1 protein-coding gene is annotated in these 1,186 nt (G+C 67.5%); it reads left to right on the top strand.

Annotated features, from left to right (window positions below):
• Window positions 1-875: 875 nt before the first annotated feature.
• Window positions 876-1,186: hypothetical protein (locus tag ACWD3D_RS37300; protein WP_451465061.1), on the top strand; the 311-nt coding region annotated here is incomplete at its 3' end.

Raw genomic sequence — 1,186 nt, 5'->3', positions numbered from 1 at the left:
GGGGCGGTGGCGGGCGTGACCGGCGCGGCGGACTCCCGCACCGGGTCATCGGGGGCGGGCCCGAGCATGGCGAAACCGAGGCCGGCCGCGACGAGTGCCGCCACCCCCGCCGCGGTGCGCCGGACGGTTGCCCGGCTTGGTCGACGACGTTCCACGGTGCTGGATTCCCTCCCCCAAAAACGGCGCGCCCCATCCCCGGAGTACATGCCCGGGCGGCTGTCCAGCCGTATTGACCCGGGCGCTCCGGAGGGCGCGCGCCGTCACATTTTCAGTGAGCCCCGCCTTCTCCCGGATTCCGTCCGATGACCGGAGACCGTCCCGAGAGGGTGGGGCGAGTGAGAAGCATGCCGGACGGAACACCCCGCATCCATAGATGTGCTTGCGGGGTGGAGGCCACCTTCCGTTCACGCTCCGTGTGGTGGCCGAGCCGCCGAGCCGCGCCTGCCCCGGCTCCGTAGGCGATCGAGCGGGACGCAGAAGTGTGCGTAGGAGTAGGAAACAGTCCAAAGGTTTCCCTGAGATGCCCCTTGAGTGGAGAGACCTCTGTTTTGTTCGCATACCGGACGGTCTTCGGTGCCATGGCCCCTGATTCATGATTCATTGGCATAGGAACGGTAAAGAGAGAATGAGCTGTATTGGCGTGTGAGTGAAATCACCATGGCGGTCTGTCATTTGACGAGTTGTGAATTCGTGCCTGAACATTCGGCGAATCAATTAGCCTTCGGCGCCGTGTGTTTCCGCATGGTTCGGCCGGTGGTCGGGATCGACTGTGGGGGGCCGCGGCCGTCGTGTGGGGATCGCTTTCATGGAGTGGCCGGGGATATCTCCCCGGCACCGAGGAGCAGCGCCGTCGTCGGAGGCGAGCGCGCGTCGGTGTGGTGGTCGTCGCGGCGACCGCCGTGACGATCGGCATGCTGCCGAGCTCGTACGCCGTACCTCCGCCCAGCAGTCGCTCGGGCGTCGACCTCGTCGACCTGCCCAAGCCCGAACTCGCCGAGGGTGAGGACGGTGGCGGTCTCGCCGACATGACGACGGCCGACGTGCCTCCGGCGGAGGACTACGAGCCGAAGAAGACCATCGCTCCGGAGGGGACCGGCATCACGACGCCGGCGACCGGGACGGTGGACGCGCTGGCGCCGGGGGAGACGCAGCAGATCAGCACGCTGCCGATCGGGATCGGCGCTCC

It is taken from the genome of Streptomyces sp. NPDC002690, from assembly GCF_053592415.1.
The sequence above is the reverse complement of the archived record's forward strand: the minus strand, read 5'-3'. Positions and strand labels throughout refer to the sequence as shown.